The following is a 19,092-nucleotide window of genomic DNA, read 5'->3' as shown; positions in this document are numbered from 1 at the left end:
GAGCATGAGCAACCTTACATTTATTTCATAATACTAGTTACAGCACTCGCCCCTGAAATGGTTTAGAAAAAAATGAATTTTTGCGATCGCACGTGACGAAGTGAAGTTAGCCGATCCCTTATTAGAGAGTAAATGAACAATATAATTCTAACCTACGGTCAGCGGTAGAATATTTACTTGTATATAAAGGTTACTGTATATACGATCTATACACCGTTTCTCAAAGAGCAGAGATAATAAAAAATGAAATGTACCTCACTTAACGTTGGAGCCTTTTACAAGTTAAGTAAGAGTAGAATAAAGCCTAGCTAGGCTGGCACTTGCAGCTTGGCGAGAGACACATAAAATTTCCAACTTTGACGGGTCTCACCGGAGAAAAACAGGCAACTCCATGTTTAAGAATTTAATTATTGCTACATGTGCGATCGTATCATCCTTCATTTCCATAATGTTAATCGGTAGTTTAACCCGAATTCATATATGGTCTCCTCCCGTATTGCAAGGTTTATCATCTAGATAACAGGGACAGGATTGCTGTCATATATTCGGTCTTTAATTAGCTGTAAAAGCTATGACCTTGATGTATTTCGCGCATATCGTCCTTATCAGATTATCGGTATTTTATTACCCCTGAATTCGACAGGTTTTAAATATGCCGGTTTGACCTGTTATGTCATCTATCTGTTATGCCTTCGCAATTCGTTGAAGTGTTTGTTCTTATTATACTGGTGAATATTCCTCACCTGATACCGTGATTGCCCATGCCATTCTGGCCATCTTATTGGCATACGCTACACATGCCCGATTATGCCCTCTTGTACAAACCAGATGGTTTATCCATAGGCTGAGTTTGTCATCTTTGGATTTAGCTCTAGAAACGACGGCTTTGGCGCCTTGGACGAGTAGACATCGTAAGTAACGATTACCTTTTTTACTGATACCCAATAATACATCTTTTCCGCCACTACTATGTTGCTTGGGGACCAAACCTAATGACGCTGATACATCACGTCCCTTGCGATAAGCTCTGCCATTACCAACTTCATTAAAGTAGGCACTTGATATCATCGGGCCAATACCGGGAACAGATAGCAAACGCTGACAAATTGCATTGTTTTTTGCATATTGCATTATTGCCTTGTCATATACATCGATACTGCTATCTAGCGTATGGAGTTGTTCATTAAGCTGTAACAGGAGTGCCTTAAACTGTATTGATAATTGCTGGTTGCCATCCTGCAGCCATATTGAGATATGCTTGCGTAGTGTATGGACGCCTTGAGGTATGCATATCCCATACTCCGCCACCAGTCCTCTTATTTGGTTGCACAATGCTGTGCGCTGCCCAACAGCTAATGCTCTGGCCTTATGCTGAGCTTGATTATCTTGTTGTTCTACTGACTTTATACCAGCAGATCTGATATGGGGCTGACGGGCGGCAATGGCTATAGCTAAGGCATCGTTATAATCGTTTTTATTACCGACTAAAAACGCTTTAACATGCTGTGGCGGAACCAGTTTTACTTCATGGCCACATCCTTGAATTTCCCTCGCCCAATAAGAAGAAGTTGCACAAGACTCTATAGCAACAAGACATTGAGGATGAGAATGAAAGAAAGCTAGCACCTCTGCTCGCTTTAACATTTTCTTTTTCAGCAGCCTACCTTCCTTGTTGCAGCACACCACATGAAAGACTCTTTTTGCGATATCTAACCCGATTGTTGTAATCTTCATCTTGGTCTTCTCCCGTTTGATTGTAAGTTCAAATTCAATCATGGCACTTGGATGCCGAATTTGGGAGGAGACTGGATAAAGGTTTAAATCTTTGAATATTTTCTGTCTTTCTTCTAAAGATTTGCTCGCAAAGAAAACGATAGAAATCGTTTCGTTACCTAATGTCGGATCTTGCTTTAAGGCTTCTTGGATCGCTGCGTTTCTGTGTTGACCGTCAGTGATGTAAAGTTCAGCATCTTCATCAATAATGAGAGTGCCGATTTTTTGTTCATGTTTAGAATCGCCAATAGCAACAAACTCTGATAAGCCATCGATACACGCTGTCAGCGCCGAAAATACATAGTTATCCCTGTTGTCCAAAATATAATTGGCAATGTCAGGAATGCGTTCTTCATTTATTATTCTCTGCGCTCTTTTATCAACTGGAAGTTGGCCTTCATCAAAGCTAAATATTCGCTTCAATCTCTTTAATGGGCACATTACGATGTAGTATTCATCGTTGGCTTGTTGGCCTTTGATTGCAGGGAAGGACATTCCTGAAGCTATTTGGGACATAATTTAACTATCAAACTAATCGTTGTTCGTGCTATTCGAGTAATGTTCTTACGAACATAATCGCATTATGATACATTGCAAATCATCAAATGTCTTTAGCCGTTCAAACGTATCACATAAGAATTATGACGACTTATTTAGATTACAATGCTACTTCCCCGGTTCTGCCTGAGGTGGCGGACTTTGTTTACCAATTAATGACTGAAGAGTATGGCAATGCAGGCAGTCGTACTCATGTATTTGGGGCCAAAGCAAAGGCATATGTAGAAGCGGCAAGAGGGCAAGTTGCACAGATTGTTGATGCGGATAAATCTGAAGTTATATTCACTAGTGGGGCCACAGAGAGTAACAATATTGCAATCTTGGGTCTTAAAGAATATGCGCTCAAAAATAACAAAAAGCATATTGTTACGACCGCTATAGAACATAAAGCTGTATTAGAACCTATTGAACACCTAGCAGAAGATGGTTTTGAAGTTACTTATGTGAGTCCAGGTCCCTCGGGGCTTATAAGTGCACAAGATATTTATAGTGCGCTTCGCGATGACACGATTCTCGTATCAGTAATGCACGTAAATAATGAAACAGGATGCATTCAATCAATTAGTGAGATATGCGAATTGCTTAAAGATCATCCTGCTTATTTTCATGTAGATGCTGCTCAAAGTTTTGGCAAAATAAGCGAAGCTCTTTGTAATAAACGGATTGATTTTATTAGTGCAAGTGGTCACAAGCTTTATGCTCCAAAAGGAATTGGCGCTCTAATAATGCGTAAACGAGGATTTATGAAGGCCCCTCTGAAACCTTTGCTTTATGGAGGTGGTCAGGAAAAAGGCCTTAGGCCTGGTACCTTGCCAGTTCAATTAATTGCCGGCTTCGGCTTAGCTTGTCAGTTAGCCGAAAAGCATGCGACCGAATGGATTCAACACTGCTCAAAAATAAAAAAGCAAATGATAAGCTTGGTGAGCGATTTAAACGGAAACATAATTGGCTCCGATACCTCACCATTTGTCATTAACTTCTACATACCGGGAGTAAATTCAGAGGCTGCAATGGTTTTAATGAAAGAGTCTATAGCCATTTCAAATGGCTCCGCAAGCACATCATCTAGCTACAAACCGTCTCACGTGCTGACAGCAATGGGCCTCTCAGATGATGCTGTAGCTGGATCATTACGAATTTCTTGGTCACATATGATAAAAGATCTACCGGTCGACGCAATAAGAAACAGTCTACTGAAGTTGATGTAATAAAATGGGACTTGGTCACAATCTGGTCACAACACCAGCTCAAGTTAGTGGACACTATACATTTAATGAAGCGCCAATATTGGCGCACCCGAGAGGATTCGAACCTCTGACCTTTGCCTCCGGAGTGCAAAGCCACCAATCAGCGCTTTATGGGTTACCCTCAACCAACCTATGAAAACCCTCAATCGCTCTATCAAGGCTTTCGTTATTATCGAAATAAAGCTGGCTTAGCCGGCTTTTCTTTATTTGGTATGTCGCACTGGCAAAGGCTAGCGTTTCTTTAAAGCCACTAAATTCTTCATCAAACACCTCACGCTTTGGTTTTGCCACCCGCTTTTTTTTAACACACTAATTATTGGCGCTAATTGAGTTTATAATACCGGTTAAACAGTTTTTGAATTACATCGACCAACTTGAGTAGAACATGGCCCATAAAGTACGTTATAAGTTTAAAGGTGTGGCAAAAGAGATAAATTTTTCTTACAGCCGCCATCAAAATATGCATGAAGCCGTGGCCGAAGCTGAGGAAATAGACCTTTCCCAGTTCCTGCAAACTGAACAGCAACTTGCCGCTATCAGTAAAGACAAAAAGACCGTAAGAAACTTCAGAGATACCGAATTTGTAAAAATGGGGTTTTCTGAATTGTATTTTTTAAAAAACGGGCAAGAATGATGGTTGCGCCCTTTCAACACATACTAGACCTTTGAACTACTTTGCTATTGGGGATTAACAGCCAAGTCTTAAAAATGGAGGGCTCGATAGTGTTCGAACCTCTGCCCCTGGAGTGCAAAGCCACCAATCAGCGCTTTATGGGTTACCCTCAACCAACTCATGAAAAGCCTCAATCGCCCTATCAAAGCTTTCATCATTATCGAAATAAAGCTGACTTAGTCGGCTTTTCTTGATTTTGTAGGTAGCGCTGGCAAAGGCTAGTGCTTCTCTAAAGCTGCTAAACTCTTCGTCGAACACTCTAAACACCTCGCGCTGAGGTTTTGCCACCCGCGTAATACTCCCATTCACTTCATAATCGAACCCTGCAAATTGAAGACGGGAAAGGGTTTCTTTGCCTAATCGCATGCCGCCTTTTAGGCTTATTTGAAATGCCGCGTCCATTTCTTCAATTTCTTCCATACTCCAGTGGTTAAACACCCGAATGGCCTTTTTGTACTTTTCCGCCAACCGCTTTTTTAACACGGTTATTCTGGGTTCTAGCGTGGCGTCGTTTTCATTTTTTAAAAGATCAGTGCATTCGTTGCATGCAGGCACGGAAATAAAATCAGCCTGTAGATGTCCGTCTTGCCAGTCGTGAATGAATTTTATGGGTGGAATAAAGTCTTGCCGTGCAGCTTCGCAGCCGCAGTAAATGCAGCGATTAAAATCAGCCGAATGTACCGCGTTTAGTGGCTGATAGAATTTCTGATAATTCTTAACTGACATTCTGCTACATACGTAAAGTTGAAAGGGTGCAAACGATGATTACGGTACCACAGTCGCTTTTTTAGGGTACGCTAATTGTGCTCAGCTAATACAAACGCCTACAAACGCCGCCCTTGTGCGGCGTTTGTTTCATTCAGATACGATAAAAGACTACAACCGCGACGGTCTACTGTGCGGGTCGCCCTCAACGTGGTCTTTTGGCGTTCTTTGTTTAGGCTTTGCGGCAATAGGCGTTTCGCCATCACTCTCCTCGCCTTCTTCATCAATATCCCATGTGCCTTCTTCGCTCCACGGGTCGTCGTCGGGGAATTCCCCTATATTGATTTCTTTTACCGAGTAATCGGGCTGGTAACGCATGTCGTAATTGGCCGCCCGCACTATGGCAATACATAACATTAAGGCCACAGCTAATAGCGGAACGCCCCCTATTATCGACGCCGTTTGAAGCGTTTCTAACCCACCAACAAACATAAGCACTATAGGCATAAACGATAGCGCGAATGCCCAGAACAAACGATTCCAGCGCAATGGCTCTTCGTCTACTTCTTTTTGCACTACAGCTGCCAGAATGTAAGAAATGGAGTCGAAGGTAGTTGCGGTAAAGATTAGCGCTAACAAGGTGAATACAAAAATGACTATGTAGTCCAATGGCAGCGTGTGTAGCATGGCGAAAATCGCGGCCGTAGGGCTTTCTTGGTTAAGAATACTCACCACGTCTAGTTCACCCGAAAGCTGCAAATACAAGCCATAATTTCCCATTACCATGAAGAATAAAAAGCAGCCCATGGTGCCGAAGAACATGGAGCCCGCTACCATAGTACGAATAGTTCGCCCCCTTGAGATACGCGCAATGAAAAGCCCTACGCTTGGTGCAAATACCAGCCACCATGCCCAGTAGAATATGGTCCAGTCTTGAGGGAAATGCGTGTTTTGAAAACCATTAAATTCGGCAAAAGGCTCTAGCCAGGTAGCCATTTTAATAATGTTACTAAGTACTCGGCCCAAAGCATCTAGGCCGGTATTGGCCATAAACAACGTAGGTCCCACAACAAATATAAATAGTAGCAACCCTATGGCCAGCCAAAAGTTAATGTCTGACAGCAGCTTAATACCCTTCTTTAAACCTACATACGCGCTGTAGCCAAAGATAGCTGTACAGGTTACAAGCACCAGAACTTGGGTGGTAAGCGATTTAGGTACGCCGAATAGTTCGTGCACCCCTTCATTGATCATAGGCGCTGCCAAACCTAACGTGGTCGCACCGCCGCCTAACATTCCGAAGATAAAGCTGATGTCGATGATTTTACCCAGCCAGCCGTGAGCCATTTTCTCGCCAATAACCGGCATAAGGGCTTCAGATATTTTAAGTACGCTGTGATTGCGCACATAGTAGAAGTACGCAATAGGTACGGCAGGAATGAGGTAAATTGCCCAGGCAAGCGGGCCCCAGTGGAAAATACCGTAGGCTGCTGCCCATTTAGCGGCTTCTGGGGTTTCACCTTCTATGTGAAACGGTGGCGCTTGGTAGTAGTACACCCATTCAATCATGGACCAATACAAAATAGACGCGCCAATGCCTGCGCAAAACAGCATGGCAGCCCATGATACTGGCGAGAACTCGGGTTTCTCTTCCGGGTCGCCTAATTTTATTTGCCCGATGTCGCTGAACATGATGTAAACCATGAACCCACCAGCGCCAACGCCAAGCAAGAGGTATAAAACACCTAGTTTACTGGTTACGAAGTCTTTTGCGGCTGCCACCCACTGTGCGCCTTGGTCCGGCCAAATAATTAGGGGAATGGTGACAGAGAGAAGAAGAATAAGAGAGCCAAAAAAAGTGGGCTTGTCGATAACGCTAAACGCGCCTTCCTGTTTAATAATGGCCTTGGAGGAGGCCGCATCTCGGGTATTACTACTCATACACGATCCTTTGTTTTGTTTTTATAGATGCCTTATACGTTTGGCTTTAAACGGGCGATCTTAAAAAACAGTTTATCAGAATTGTGTTAGCTAATGGGTTGCTTCAATTCGATGTGCGTTTATTCATTCGTGCTTTGGTTGTTAGCATGCCCATGCCCAATGCGGCCATAGATACCGCAATAACGCCGTTTAGATAGTTGGAAGAACGCATAGGGCACGTAATCGAGCACGTTAACGCCCAGGGTGGCAGAGTAAAACGCACCAGCCGTTGTCCACGGAATAAGGCCTGTGGTCATAGTGGCACCTTCTTCTACCGACCGAGATAGCACAGCGGGGTCAAGGTTCTGCTGTTCATATTTCGGTTTAAACAACTGGCAATTCAAAATGATAGAGATATAGGCCTCGCCCATGGCCACATTGCCTAGAAAACCAGACGCAATGGTCACGGCTATTAGGGTTGCCGTGCGTTTTACCCGTTCAATAATGCCTTTCAGTAACGCAGCTAGAAAGCCTGCACCATGCAGTATGCCGCCCAATGCGATTGCCATTAAGGCGAGGAGCAACGTCCAGCTCATACTACTAATGCCGCCTCGTCCTAGTAAGGTATCTAAATTTGCGATACCCGTATTTTGAGGGGTGTTTTCCCACAACGCGTTGAGCACACTAATGGTGTTGGTGTCTTGATAGAAAATAGCGATGATACCGGCAAGCAGAATACTGCACGACATGGTTACTTCAGCCGGCACTTTCTTGATGCTCATTACCGTAAGCAACACCAGCGGTAACAGTGTTATATAGGGTGCAAGGTTATAGTGACTGGCAAGTGCTGCTTTTATTTCAATTATTTTGTCAACATTTAAGCTTTGGTTTGCGTAGCTAAAGCCAATTACCAAGAAAATTACAAAAGTTAGAAGAAAGCTAGGCAGTGTAGTTAGCAGCATGGCGTACATATGTCGATACAGGTTGGTACCCGCGCTCATAGATGCGAGGTTGGTGGTATCAGACACCGGGGACATTTTATCGCCAAACGTCGCGCCACATACCACCATGCCTGCCACAATGGGCAGTGGTATGTTCATGGCAGCGCCAATACCCATCAGCACTACACCCATAGTGCCCACCGTACCCCACGATGTGCCCGTAGCCACCGACATTACCGCACACAAAATTAATCCCACCGCAAGGAAGATACTGGGGTTTAGCCAACTTAAACCGTAATAAATTAGTGTTGAGATAGTGCCGCTATGCATGAAGCTGGCGATAACCATACCAATGAGGATAAAAATATAGATTGCTGGCATGGCCCGGGTTAATGCGCTGGTCATTAAATCGCGGATTTGCAGGTACGTATACCCCAAGCTAAAGGCATTGATACCAGCCCATAGCAAACACAGAAATAGTAATGCATGCAGGCTAATGCCCAGGCCAAATAATCCGCCTGCTATCAGTGCGACAATAACACCAAAACAAAGTAGTGACTGAGGAAAGCTCGGGCGTTGAATAGACTGTGGCGACATTATTGGCACGTTGATACGCTTAAAAATGAACTAGTAAAAAACAGTATAACGACTTTGCTATGCGTTGGAATGACTTTAACGCTGGATAGGCTTAGGATGCGCACAGTGCCTTTGAAATCAATGCCTCTTTCAGCCAATAAGTGCTGCCTAAAAGAGCAAAATGGAGGTTTGCTTTACCTATAAAGCATCATAAATGGTAAATTAAATCTCTTTTGGTCATTTATGACTATTTAATTGACACAACTTATTAAGTAGCCATACTTAAATAATTACGCTACTAATGGCTATTTTTGGTGTTTTATGAACAAGGTTGAATATACGAAAAAACTACTTGGTAACCTCGTAAAGCAAGCGAGAGCCGCTTCTATGGATCAAGAAGAGTTAGCGCTTAGAACCGGTACTAGCAAAAATACTGTTAGCAGGTTAGAGCGAGGAAAAGGAATAAATTCGGATACGTTGCTTACAATATTAAATCAACTCGAAGTGCTTGACCCACTTATTGAAACCATCGAAAAGGAGTACGAATTAGTAAGCAATAACCCCTTGAGAAAAAGCTCACTCTTAGAAAAGGAGTTACCTAATGACTTCTAGAGCTTATGTTTTTGTTGACGGACTCGAAAATAGCCCGGTGATATGCGGTGTTGTTGAGTTAGACCCAAAGACCAATATCGGGAAGTTTCGATATGGACAAAGCTACCTACAAAGGGATGATGCATTCCCCCTAGATCCAGTTCACCTCCCCCTACTTAGCGATCAGTTTATTACCAGAGTAAATAAAGGGATGTTTGGCGCTATCTTAGATGCTGGAGCAGATAGCTGGGGTAAAAAGCTTATTTTGTCGCTGCACTCAACAAAGCCTAGCAATGACCTAGAACTCGTTCTGGTGGGTTCTGGGATGGGTGTTGGCGCACTTACTTTTAGCTTATCTAGAAGTGCAAGTAAGCCAAAGAAGAATAAGAATACGCTTGGCGATATCCCCATTTTATTGCAGGGAAAAAGGGCAATTCTTAAAAATGAGGACATTCCTAAAGAAGTCAAAAGAGCATTTGAATACGGGTCCAGTATGGGTGGCGCCCGACCTAAAACACTGATTGAAGACAGTGGTATAAATTACTTAGCGAAATTCAACCGTCCAGATGATTTATACAACGTATGTTTAGTAGAACATGCAACAATGACAATGCTAGAAGAACTGGATGTTAGAGTTGCAGCCACGTCTATAGTGAACAGCCAACAAGAAGACATATTATTAGTAGAGCGCTTCGACTGTAACGCTGATAGACCAACACACCATTTCTTGAGTGCTAACTCTCTAATCAACCAAGAAAAGTTGACGAAGCAGGCACTAACTGAGAATTATAGTTATGGTGCTTTGGCAGAGTTTATAATGAAGCATGGAGCAGAGCCGAGAGATGCACATGAACTGTACACACGCATGGTTTTTAATATCTTAATGGGTAACACTGATGACCATTCCAGAAATCACGCTTTCTTGTATTCCTTCTCAGATAAAAAATGGCGCTTATCTCCAGCCTACGACGTATTGCCGATAAACAACTCCCGGCAACATGGAATTGGAATAGGAGTTCACGGCAGAGAAGGAACGCTCGAAAATGCGCTGTCTCAATCTAAAAGGTTTGGACTTTCTCAAGCAAAAGCCAAAACAATCATTTCTAGTGTGCAAGCGTTAACTAATGAATGGATATCTTATTTTACCAAGGCTGGTGTACCCGATACCGATATAGCAACGCTTAAGGGGATTATTCCTTCATAGGTAATCAGAAAAGGAAATGGCCCGCCCTAGAGGATTCGAACCTCTGACCTCGGCCTCCGGAGGGCCGCGCTCTATCCAGCTGAGCTAAGGGCGGATCGTGCTACGGTTATAATAACCGTGTACGTTCGCAAAGAAAAAATACGCAGTTAAATGTACGCTGCAAACGGGGCGTAATAATACTTACGCGGTGGGTTGGCTTCAACTCATTTATTAAAATCTCTTTAGGTGGTTTGGAACAAGTGTTAAAAATCCTTACTTTTTATGGGTAATTGGCTTCAAATAGTTGTTCAACCCCAATTAACCGTTATAATCTGGTCAGTTATATTTTAAACAAATTCATCATTGCCTGGAGACAGATGTGAAATTAAAGACTTGGTTAACTGTTGCTGCTACTGCGCTAACTGTTTTTGCAGCACAAGCACAAGAAATGAGTAACGATGAAATTGCCGATCGCATTAAGCCGGTAGGTCAGGTACACGTTGCAGGCGCAGCGGCTGAAGGAAGTGCTGGCGCAGCTGGCGGTGCAAAGTCTGGTGAAGACGTTTACAACTCTGCATGTGTTGCATGTCACTCAGCAGGCGTTTTAGGAGCTCCTAAAGTTCACGTTGCAGCAGACTGGCAACCACGTCTAGATGAGCGCGGTCTTGATGGCGTATGGCAAAACGCATTGAACGGTATTAACGCTATGCCTCCTCGTGGTACATGCGGTAACTGTTCTGATGACGAAATTAAAGCTGCAATCGAGTACATGATTGAAGGTATCTAATACCCGCTAAATCGTAACAACTTGATGGAAAAAGTAGCGTTTTACCCTCTAATCGGGTAATTTAATTCTTTGGGGAAACGTTACTTTTTTTACTGGCGAGCGGAATGTCACAAGATTCGACGCAACATGAGTTGACGGAAGAAGAACTGCGCGAACTTATACCGCAGCTTCAGCAACTCACTGAAAAGTACAAGCGCGCTGAACGTGTTCAGAAGGCGCTTTTCGACATTTCTGAACTTGCTAGTTCTGTAAGTCACCTTAACCGTCTTTACTCCGCTATTCATGAAATCATTGCCGATTTTATGAATGCCGATAACTTCTTTGTCGCCTTTTACGAACCCGACAGTAACGTTGTCGATTTCGCTTACTTCATTGACGAATTCGACGAACAAACTGTTCGCCAGTTCCCCGCTGAATCGTTAATGGACGGCATGACCGGTTACATACTCAAAACCGGCAATCACCTATTTTACAAACGTGACGACGAAGAAAACTTTGCCTCTCAGCATGATATAAAGCTAGTTGGCTCGCAGCCGTTTGAGCTGCTGGGCGTGCCCCTTAAACGAGGAAGCCAAGTCATAGGTGCCATGGTAGTGCAAACTTATGATGAAGGTGTGCACTATACGCAAGAAGATTTAGAAGTACTGCTGTTCGTTTCTCAACACATTGTTACCACGGTTGATAGAGTAAAAAACCGTGAGCTCACTGAACGCACCATCCGCGAACGCACCCGTCAACTGCGAAAAATTAACGACGACCTCCAAGAAGAAATATTAGAGCGCCAAAAAGTAGAGTCGCTACAGCAGGCTTTATTCGAGATATCTGAGCTGGCGGCTAACCTTGAAGGCGATATGGATGTGTTTTACTCCAGTCTGCACGAAATTTTAGCCAGGCTAATTAGCGCGCCTAACTGTTACATTGCCATTCTTGACAAGGAAAACGAGCTACTCGCATTCCCGTATTTTAGTGACGCACGAGATAAAGATATAAGTTCAAGGCCTTTGGGGCTTGGTCTAACTGAATTCGTATTGAGAACGGGGCAAGCTGAGCTGGTTAACCCGCCCAGAGTATTGGAGCTTGCAGAGTCTGGCGATTTAGATGTGTCGGTTGCGCAAACTATGCTAAACAGTGCGAACTCGTGGTTAGGTTCGCCGCTTGTTGTAGATGGTGAGATAGCAGGTGTTATTGCCGTACAAACTTACGGTAAACACGCTAAATACAATTCTCGCGACCAAGAGCTTTTACGCTTTGTATCGCACCATATTGCGGTAGCCATTGAGCGTAAGCGCAATACAGAGTCGATGCAGCGCTATAACATTGAGCTTGAGGAGCGCGTTAAAGAACGCACAGCCGAGCTAAACCGCGCTAATAAATTCTTAAAACAACAAATTGAAGAACGCAAAGAGATTGAGCTTAAGCTTATTCACGACGCGCATCACGACTCTTTGACAGATTTACCTAACCGTGCCATGTTCACTAGCCGCTTAGAGCTGGCTATTGCCAGTAAGCAGCGTTACAGCGAAAACATGTTTGCGGTGCTGTTTATCGACCTAGACCGCTTTAAAGTTATTAACGATACCCTAGGTCATCACGCCGGCGATGAGTTCTTAATTGAAGTAGCCAGACGTATCGCGCTATGTATTCGTGGTCACGACCTGCTAGCGCGCTTAGGCGGTGATGAGTTTGTTGTATTGCTTGATAACTTTGAAGATGAAGCAGACGTAAAAGAAGTGGCTAGCCGTATAATTTCATCTATTTCCGAGCCGTTCTTGCTTGATGGTCGAGAGATGTATTCAGGTGCAAGTATTGGTATTGCGCACTTAGAAACCTACTATCGCGCCGCTGATGAAGTGCTTCGTGATGCCGATGCCGCCATGTATCAAGCGAAAACGCTAGGCCGCGGACGCTTTGTTATGTTTGACAAGAGCATGCGCAACAGGCTTATTGAAGAGCTTGAGCTTGAAAATGAATTCAGACGTGCGCTGCGTGAAGAAGAGTTCGATTATTTCCTACAGCCCGTTATAAAGCTTAATGACGACAGCACGCTGTATAAAGAGATGTATATTCGCTGGTCGCACCCTGCCTACGGCAAAATTGCCAGAGAGCAGTTTAGACAAGTGGCAGAAAATAGTGGCCTTACGCTAGATTTAGACTTGTTCCAGCTAACCAAAGCCTGCGAGCTGTTAAACCATTATAAAAACACCGACGACCCGATAAATAAAATAGCAGTTAACGTTTCAATTAATCATTTACTACAGGCTTCTATGATAAACCAGATGATTAATGTGATTGAAACATCAGGTATTACGCCTAGCCAGCTGGTATTTGAGTTTGATGAAAACGACTTAAATCGCCGCTCTCAGTTCATTCTTCCAGCTATTAAGAAGTTAAAACGTGCGGGCGTAACTTTGGTGCTGGATAACTTTGGAAGCGGATTGGCTTCATTAAGTTATTTGTTTGCCTACCCCTTCGACTTCATCAAAATTGATCATCGCTTTGTTAAGTCACTCCCTCGCTCTCAACGAAACTTAAAACTTATTCAGTCTGTTATGCTTATTTCAGAACATTTGAGGTTTCAGGTTATTGCTGAAGGCGTAGACTCACAGGCACAGCTAGATGCACTTAACGAAATTGAATGCATTTATGGCCAAGGCAAAGTATTGAAGCACGCCAAAGAGCTGGATATGACGTCGCTAGCAAGCTGATAGTTAGTGCTTACTTGCTAGCGTAACCTCGCCTCAATTAGCAGGCTACTTTTTCCCTAGAATATCTCGTAGATTAGCAATTCCCACCTGCGCCTTTTGCTGGCGCTCTTCTTTTGTTGCCTTCGGTTTCTGATTTTCCCACTGCACATCGTCAGCCGGCAGTTCGAACAGAAAGCGGCTTGGCTCTGGGTTAATCACTTCACCAAATTGACGGCGCTCTTTAGCAAGGCTGAATATAAGCTCGCGCTGGGCGCGAGTAATTCCCACATAAGCAAGTCGGCGCTCTTCTTCCACGTTGTCTTCGTCAACGCTGCTTTGGTGCGGCAATAAGCCTTCTTCCATGCCCACTAAGAATACAATAGGGAATTCCAAACCTTTTGAGGCGTGTAGCGTCATTAACTGAACTTGATCCCCTTCCCCGTCGTCTTCGCCACGCTCCATCATGTCGCGCAATATCAAACGGTTCACCACCTCGGTTAAGGTCATAGGTTGGTCTAGGTCATTGCCTTCCAACATATCGTTAACCCATCCAAATAAGGTACTTACGTTGGCCATGGCCATTTCGGCGGCTTTGGGGCTGGCGCTGGTTTCATATAGCCATTCTTCGTAGCCCATAGTGCGGATCATGGTGCGAACCGCGTCAGCGGTGTTGCCACGCTCCGCATTGTCCGACAACTCCACTACCCAGCGGGCAAACGTCGAAACCGAATGAAAAGCTTTATCGGGTAAAACGCTATTTAAGTTAGGGTGCGTCGCCGCTTCGAACATAGACACGCCCAAGCTATTTGCAAAGTTACCTAGCTTTTCTAGCGTAGCGCGGCCTATACCGCGCCCTGGCGTGTTAATAATGCGAAGCAAAGCGTTATCGTCGTCTTGGTTCACTAACAACCGTAAATACGCCATGATGTCTTTCACTTCGGCACGGCCAAAGAACGACATACCACCGCTTATTTTGTACGGAATGCGGTTACTCATTAACAGCTTTTCAAAAATACGGCTTTGGTGATTCCCACGATACAAAATGGCGTAATCTTTAAACTGGGTGCGGTTCATGAACTTATGCGCCAGCAGTTCTGCCACCACGCGCTCACCTTCATGCTCTTCGTTCTTCGCCTCTATCACTTTTAGCGGCTCGCCGTACTGCAGTTCTGAGAACAGGGTTTTATCGAACAAATGCGGATTGTTCTGAATAAGAATATTCGCGCAATGCAGAATACGGCCTGACGAGCGGTAATTTTGCTGTAGCTTAATGACGTTTAAGCGCGGAAAATCTTGCTGTAACAGGTGCAAATTCTGTGGCTTAGCGCCACGCCATGAATAGATAGACTGATCATCGTCGCCCACCACGGTAAAGCGCGCACGCTCACCTACTAATAGCTTTACCAACTCGTACTGACTGGTATTGGTATCTTGGTACTCATCCACCAGCAAGTAGCGAATTTTGCTCTGCCATTTGGCTCTTATTGCTTCGCTACTTTTTAAAAGTAATGTAGGTAATAAAATTAAGTCATCGAAGTCTAGCGCGTTATATGCCTTAAGGTTGTCTTGGTAGCGCTTGTAGGCTTCTGCAAACTCTCGCTCGCCCGTGCTCGTTGCTGATTTTAATAAAGCATCAGGCAAGATAAGGTCGTTTTTCCAATTCGATATGCAGCTTTGTAAAAGCTGAAGCTGATCTTTATCGCCATCGAGGGTGTCGGACGTCAAATCGTTAAGCAACGCGAACGAGTCTTTATCGTCGAATAACGAGAAACCTGGCTTTAAGCCAAGATCTTTCACATGCGCTTTAATAATGGTTAAGCCCATGGTGTGGAAGGTCGATACTTTTAGCCCGCGCGCCTCCGGCTTGCCCAAGGTCTGCGCTACACGTTCTTTCATTTCACGTGCTGCTTTGTTGGTAAAGGTTACCGCTGCAATGTAGCGAGCTGGCATATCGCAGTTTCTAACTAAATGAGCAATCTTATTGGTAATTACGCGCGTTTTACCACTACCCGCCCCAGCCAGTACCAAACATGGGCCAGACACAAAGGTTACGGCAGACTCTTGAGCTTCATTTAGTTTCATTTAATACCTAGAACAACGTACATTTTCGGCGCGACACAGTTTTCATTGCATGTCGTGTCGATACCGATAGAATAGCTTTCATAATTTGAGCTGCGCATTATAAGGGAATTCCATGTTGGATCCGAAGAAACTCGAAGATTTAGCGAAACAAATTGCTGAGGCCGTTCCACCTGGCGTTAAAAACATGGCTGAAGAAGCCGAAGGTCGAGTAAAGGCGGTATTGCAGTCGCAGCTGTCTAAGCTTGATTTAGTGACTCGCGAAGAGTTCGATATTCAAAGCCAAGTGCTTATTCGCACTCGTGAAAAGCTAGACGCTATGGAAAGCCGCATTGCTGAACTTGAAGCGAAGTTAGCGGAAAAGTAGGCGTTCAAAGCTTACAGAAACTCAAAAAGCGCCTTTATGGCGCTTTTTTTGTGGCTGAATACCATAAACAATGGTTTGTATTAGGCTAGTTACTTTTACTGTTACACCAAATAAAAATGTAGTGCCGTTCCTAGCGTGATGGCTAAACCAATATAGTGATTTTCAATAAACGCGGTGAAGCAGCCTTCACGCTGGCGGCGTTTAATAAGCTGATACTGGCGCACGCATAGCAGAGCCGAAAACAGCACGGCTAAGTAGTAAGGCCAGGTTGCGTTAATAGCACAGCCTATACACCACAGAATGGCAAGGGCTGCGGCCTGTAGCAGCATGACTATGAGTACGTCGTTTTTGCCGAACAATATAGCCGTAGACTTGATGCCTATTTGTAAGTCGTCATCGCGGTCTACCATGGCGTACATGGTGTCGTAAGCTACCGTCCATAGTAAGTTAGCAATAAACAACCACCAGCCGTACGCAGGTACTGTTTCTATCACAGCCATAAATGCCATAGGAATGGCCCAACCGAACGCGGCACCCAATACCACCTGCGGTAAATTGGTGTAACGCTTCATGAAGGGGTAGCTTGCTGCTAGGAGTATGGCTACCACCGACAACGCAATGGTTTGCCAGTTAAGGAATAACACTAAGACAAATGCTAAAGCGATAAGCGCACCAAAAAGTTGTAGTGCTTGTTTAGCCGACACTTCTCCGGTTGCAAGAGGACGCTGGGCAGTTCGCTTTACGCTACCGTCTACTTTTCTGTCTGCATAATCGTTAATTACACACCCGGCTGAGCGCATGACAACTACGCCAGCCACAAAGATGAGCGTAATGCCTAAAGGCGGTAAATCCTGTGCAGCCATAAGAAGCGCCCACAGTGTTGGCCACAGCAACAAGTAAATACCGACTGGTTTATCAAGGCGCATCAGTCGCGCATAGGCGTTCCAATTGTGCTTCATAATTGTTTTTCGCTTTCCTTTTCGTTTTTAGCAGTGTGGCTATACGCCGGTGAGGGCGGAAGAAACACCTCTGCCACTATCATGCTGTAGTTGCCTAACGTAAACAACGAGCGCCTGCCCCACAAGGTTTGATTACTGTTAATACCAAACTGCGAAGCTGGCACTGTACACAGTTGAAACGCAGAGCGTGTAAAGCGTTTATCGTTAAACAAACGTTTTCCTAAAGGCTCTCGACCAAGATTTGAAAGCTCGCTGTCAACAAAGGCTTGAGGAATGATAGAACGTGCAAACACCCATGGCTTATGATCGCCACATAAGAGAATTTCTCGCGCTTGATAATGGGTTTCACCGTTGTCGAGTAAAAACGACAGTTCATTGTCGTGAGGAATCTGCTCGTGCTGGCCAATAAGCTCTAGAGAAAAGTGGTTGCTTAAAGACTGTACTCGTTCGGTTAACGACCCAGTGTCTAACAGCCAGTTTTTTAGCTGTGCATTAGGAATTGTGATGCCAGAAGGTGCTTGCCAGTCAACCGCCAAACCCACTGGAAAAGTGGCATTAAAACTCACACGAAAAGCCCGAATAATGAATCTGTTAGTATGATAACACGTCATGTTCAATTATTTTCACTCGGTTAAACTTTTGCAGTAGTGTGTTTAATCAGAGTTTTGCTACACTACCAAGTGAATTTATTACTTTGGTGTTTCGGGCTTCACTATGCTTAAGTCTTTAGTTTTACGCGTATTTGCGGTTAGTTTTTTCGTTCTTGGTTGTAACGCAGCAGTGGCGCAAGACAAGGCCAACTATGCTTATTTGGGCTTAGAGCCAGAGATTGTTACCAACTACATTAGCGATAGCGCACAAAAGCTAGGCTATGTACGCGTGTCAGTTGAATTGATGATCCACGATGTTGATCAGCTTGAAATTGCTGAACACCATATGCCGTTGCTGCGCTCTACTGCCATTGAAATATTCGGTCAGCAACCGGCAGAGAAGGTTAAATCACTAACTGGTCGTGAAGACATTCGCCGCGCTATTCTTAAAGCGTTGCAAGAGCACATGAAGCAAGAGACAGGCGGCGAAGTGGTGAAGAACGTCATCTTCACCAAATACTTATACCAAGGCGGTTAAAAGTAGATAACGGGCTAAGAGGCTAACGTACGCCTTTTAGCTACATAAAACGCCACTAGCGTTTACCCGACCCAAGGCTTAAGGCCCCGGCGAGCAAACATCCAGAAATAAGCCCGGCTGTATGTGCAGCATTCGCCATGTTTACCCACAAAATATCGGCATAACCCAGTACCAACCACACCAACATAAAACCCACAATTGAATTTGGCAGCGATAAGCCCCAACTTGGTCGCAACCAGCCTAGCCACCACACAAAGCCCATTACGGCATACACCACACCAGACAAGCCGCCAAACAAGAACAGGTTGCCTTGCACAGGGTCACTAAACAGCGCTTGTGCGGCGTTCGAAATAGTGGCCGACACTAAGAACACAATAAGCAGCATGCTCATGCCAAGGGTGCGTTCGATTTTAGCTCCCAACATGCCCCACCACAGTAGGTTAAATATAATGTGCAGCGCCGAAAAATGAATGAACGCAGGGCCTAGTAATCGCCACCATTCGTGATTTTGCGACAAAATGGAAAATGGCTGCATCAATAAATGCTGTGCGATAGGGGCAAACAGCCCAAACAACGACAGTAAATAAACCGCAACACACAGAATAAATACCACCGAGGTAAAAGGCGCTTTCACGGCATCGGCAATGATATTACCCATGGAAAAGCCACTACCCGAAGGCGCCAGCCGTACGTTCTTGCCATTATCCCATGCGGCTTGCTGGTACTTCGGATCGGTAGGGTTTGCCAAAAAGCCATCCGCAATAATTTTTGCGCGGTCGAGATGGTCGTGATTATCTAATACCACCACGAACTCTTTATCGTGCTGTACTACAGCGGCCTGAATGTGCTGACTGGTTAAATAATTGGCGAGAAGATGTGCAGGACTTTGCTGATTGAACGCAATTAAAGGATGAGCCATAA

At 44.5% G+C, this 19,092-nt stretch carries 15 protein-coding genes, 1 tRNA gene and 3 pseudogenes; 8 read left to right on the top strand and 11 right to left on the bottom strand.

Annotated elements, in window-relative coordinates; all coding sequences use genetic code 11:
- Positions 1–720: 720 nt before the first annotated feature.
- Positions 721–1,734, bottom strand: coding sequence for an IS110 family transposase (locus MHN09_RS16185; RefSeq protein WP_239219671.1), 1,014 nt, complete (start codon positions 1,732–1,734; stop codon positions 721–723).
- 78 nt (positions 1,735–1,812) lie between these two features.
- Positions 1,813–2,268 (bottom strand): annotated as a pseudogene (locus MHN09_RS16180) (DNA sulfur modification protein DndB); the annotation flags it as partial.
- 110 nt (positions 2,269–2,378) lie between these two features.
- Here MHN09_RS16180 and dndA point away from each other — a divergent pair.
- Positions 2,379–3,539 carry a cysteine desulfurase DndA gene (gene dndA, locus MHN09_RS16175; RefSeq protein WP_239241422.1) on the top strand — a complete coding sequence of 387 codons (1,161 nt, stop codon included), beginning with the start codon at positions 2,379–2,381 and terminating at the stop codon, positions 3,537–3,539.
- Positions 3,540–3,686: 147 nt separating this feature from the next.
- Here dndA and MHN09_RS16170 read toward each other — a convergent pair.
- A pseudogene (locus MHN09_RS16170) lies at positions 3,687–3,872 on the bottom strand (hypothetical protein); the annotation flags it as partial.
- 91 nt (positions 3,873–3,963) lie between these two features.
- Here MHN09_RS16170 and MHN09_RS16165 point away from each other — a divergent pair.
- The gene (locus MHN09_RS16165) at positions 3,964–4,212 is read left to right on the top strand and encodes a DUF2960 family protein (protein WP_239219646.1); all 249 of its coding nucleotides are present in this window, start codon (positions 3,964–3,966) and stop codon (positions 4,210–4,212) included.
- A gap of 135 nt (positions 4,213–4,347) precedes the next feature.
- On the opposite strand, the gene MHN09_RS16160 is transcribed toward MHN09_RS16165, so the two are convergent.
- The 3 genes and pseudogenes from MHN09_RS16160 to nhaC form a co-directional block, all read right to left on the bottom strand.
- Positions 4,348–4,977 (bottom strand): hypothetical protein, encoded by a 630-nt coding sequence (locus tag MHN09_RS16160; RefSeq protein WP_239241420.1) that lies wholly within the window; start codon positions 4,975–4,977, stop codon positions 4,348–4,350.
- A gap of 150 nt (positions 4,978–5,127) precedes the next feature.
- On the bottom strand, positions 5,128–6,897 hold the full coding sequence (locus tag MHN09_RS16155) for a BCCT family transporter (RefSeq protein ID WP_239241418.1): 1,770 nt from the start codon (positions 6,895–6,897) through the stop codon (positions 5,128–5,130).
- 103 nt (positions 6,898–7,000) lie between these two features.
- Positions 7,001–8,414 (bottom strand): annotated as a pseudogene (nhaC, locus tag MHN09_RS16150) (Na+/H+ antiporter NhaC).
- A 300-nt stretch (positions 8,415–8,714) separates the two neighbouring features.
- Here nhaC and MHN09_RS16145 point away from each other — a divergent pair.
- The gene (locus MHN09_RS16145) at positions 8,715–9,005 is read left to right on the top strand and encodes a helix-turn-helix transcriptional regulator (protein ID WP_239241416.1); all 291 of its coding nucleotides are present in this window, start codon (positions 8,715–8,717) and stop codon (positions 9,003–9,005) included.
- Positions 8,995–10,188 (top strand): HipA domain-containing protein, encoded by a 1,194-nt coding sequence (locus MHN09_RS16140; RefSeq protein ID WP_239241413.1) that lies wholly within the window; start codon positions 8,995–8,997, stop codon positions 10,186–10,188. Before MHN09_RS16145 ends, MHN09_RS16140 begins: the two co-directional genes overlap by 11 nt.
- 17 nt (positions 10,189–10,205) lie before the next feature.
- Here MHN09_RS16140 and MHN09_RS16135 read toward each other — a convergent pair.
- Positions 10,206–10,282, bottom strand: a tRNA-Arg gene (locus MHN09_RS16135).
- Between the two features lie 264 nt (positions 10,283–10,546).
- Between MHN09_RS16135 and MHN09_RS16130 the strand changes: the two genes are divergently transcribed.
- A complete protein-coding gene (locus MHN09_RS16130) occupies positions 10,547–10,954 on the top strand; it encodes a c-type cytochrome (protein ID WP_014947775.1) in 408 nt (135 codons plus the stop codon).
- A gap of 104 nt (positions 10,955–11,058) precedes the next feature.
- Positions 11,059–13,659: an EAL domain-containing protein gene (locus MHN09_RS16125; protein WP_239241411.1), complete on the top strand. Its 2,601-nt coding sequence runs from the start codon at positions 11,059–11,061 to the stop codon at positions 13,657–13,659.
- A 45-nt stretch (positions 13,660–13,704) separates the two neighbouring features.
- On the opposite strand, the gene rep is transcribed toward MHN09_RS16125, so the two are convergent.
- Positions 13,705–15,720 (bottom strand): DNA helicase Rep, encoded by a 2,016-nt coding sequence (rep, locus tag MHN09_RS16120; protein ID WP_239241410.1) that lies wholly within the window; start codon positions 15,718–15,720, stop codon positions 13,705–13,707.
- Between the two features lie 112 nt (positions 15,721–15,832).
- Here rep and MHN09_RS16115 point away from each other — a divergent pair, with 112 nt between their 5' ends.
- Entirely contained in the window at positions 15,833–16,084 is a 252-nt protein-coding gene (locus tag MHN09_RS16115) for an accessory factor UbiK family protein (RefSeq protein WP_239241409.1), read from the top strand.
- Between the two features lie 101 nt (positions 16,085–16,185).
- On the opposite strand, the gene ubiA is transcribed toward MHN09_RS16115, so the two are convergent.
- Entirely contained in the window at positions 16,186–17,043 is an 858-nt protein-coding gene (ubiA, locus tag MHN09_RS16110; RefSeq protein WP_239241408.1) for a 4-hydroxybenzoate octaprenyltransferase, read from the bottom strand.
- On the bottom strand, positions 17,040–17,609 hold the full coding sequence (locus MHN09_RS16105; protein ID WP_049587578.1) for a chorismate lyase: 570 nt from the start codon (positions 17,607–17,609) through the stop codon (positions 17,040–17,042). The genes ubiA and MHN09_RS16105 overlap by 4 nt, the downstream gene beginning before the upstream one ends.
- Positions 17,610–17,757: 148 nt before the next feature.
- On the opposite strand from MHN09_RS16105, the gene MHN09_RS16100 reads away from it, so the two are divergent.
- Positions 17,758–18,171, top strand: coding sequence for a flagellar basal body-associated protein FliL (locus MHN09_RS16100; protein WP_049587539.1), 414 nt, complete (start codon positions 17,758–17,760; stop codon positions 18,169–18,171).
- Between the two features lie 55 nt (positions 18,172–18,226).
- Here MHN09_RS16100 and glpG read toward each other — a convergent pair whose 3' ends face one another.
- Positions 18,227–19,090 carry a rhomboid family intramembrane serine protease GlpG gene (gene glpG, locus MHN09_RS16095; protein ID WP_239241407.1) on the bottom strand — a complete coding sequence of 288 codons (864 nt, stop codon included), beginning with the start codon at positions 19,088–19,090 and terminating at the stop codon, positions 18,227–18,229.
- Positions 19,091–19,092 lie beyond the last annotated feature (2 nt).

It is taken from the genome of Alteromonas sp. MmMcT2-5 (assembly GCF_022348315.1).
In the GTDB taxonomy this organism is placed as follows: domain Bacteria; phylum Pseudomonadota; class Gammaproteobacteria; order Enterobacterales; family Alteromonadaceae; genus Alteromonas; species Alteromonas macleodii.
The sequence above is the reverse complement of the archived record's forward strand: the minus strand, read 5'-3'. Positions and strand labels throughout refer to the sequence as shown.